Origin of the sequence: Virgibacillus tibetensis, from assembly GCF_036026595.1 — a bacterium.
GTDB classification, from domain to species: domain Bacteria; phylum Bacillota; class Bacilli; order Bacillales; family Amphibacillaceae; genus Virgibacillus_P; species Virgibacillus_P tibetensis.
The window spans coordinates 1-882 of the sequence record NZ_JARZFX010000040.1 but is presented as its reverse complement, the minus strand read 5'-3'; the positions used below and the strand labels follow the sequence as shown (position 1 = coordinate 882).

The following is an 882-nucleotide window of genomic DNA, read 5'->3' as shown; positions in this document are numbered from 1 at the left end:
GCCAACAAAAATATCGAAATGATATGGAGATTTTTGGAGAACGTAACAGTTATTCGAAAACCGACCATGATGCGACTTTTATGCGAATGAAAGATGACTATATGAAAAACGGGCAATTAAAGGCAGGTTATAATGTGCAACTCGCGACGGAAGGACAGTATGCGCTTGCCTATGATGTATTTCCAAATCCTACAGATACGCGTACATTAATCCCATTCCTTGATCATATCGAGGAGAACTATTTTGATTTACCGGAAAATATCGTGGCAGATGCAGGCTATGGAAGCGAACAAAATTATGAAGATGTGCTTCACAACCGAAAACGCACGCCACTTATAACATATAATCAGTATCGAAAAGAGAAGAAAAAGAAATATAAAACTAACCCTTTTCATGTATCCAATTGGGAATATAATGAGGAAAATGATACGTTTACCTGTCCTAACGGTAAAAAAGTATTGTTTAGCCACATGTCCAATCGAACAGACAAACACGGGTTTACACGAACATTTAAAGTCTACGAATGTGAGGATTGTTCCGGTTGCCCACTACGTTCCTTGTGCACAAAAGCAAAGGAAGGAAATAATAGAATGATTTATTATAACGAAAAGTGGGAAGAACAAAAAGAATACATTAGACAGCAGCTTTCAGAAGAGAAAACAGGCGAAATTTATGGGAAACGTAAAATTGATGTAGAGCCAGTCTTCGGATTTTTGAAGGCTAATTTGTGTTTCACTCGAATGTCTGTGAGGGGTAAAGAAAAGGTAGAAAATGAATTAGGATTTGCGTTTATGGCAGTAAACTTAAGAAAGTATACCGCCATAAACAGAATCAAAACAATAAATGAAGAAAATCATCCAAGAAAAAATGGTTCCAATCATC

The 882-nt window shown here is 36.6% G+C and carries 1 protein-coding gene; it reads left to right on the top strand.

The window, feature by feature from the left end; all coding sequences use genetic code 11:
* A partial coding sequence (locus QGM71_RS21720) for an IS1182 family transposase (RefSeq protein ID WP_327609633.1) occupies window positions 1–882 on the top strand: 882 nt, incomplete at both ends.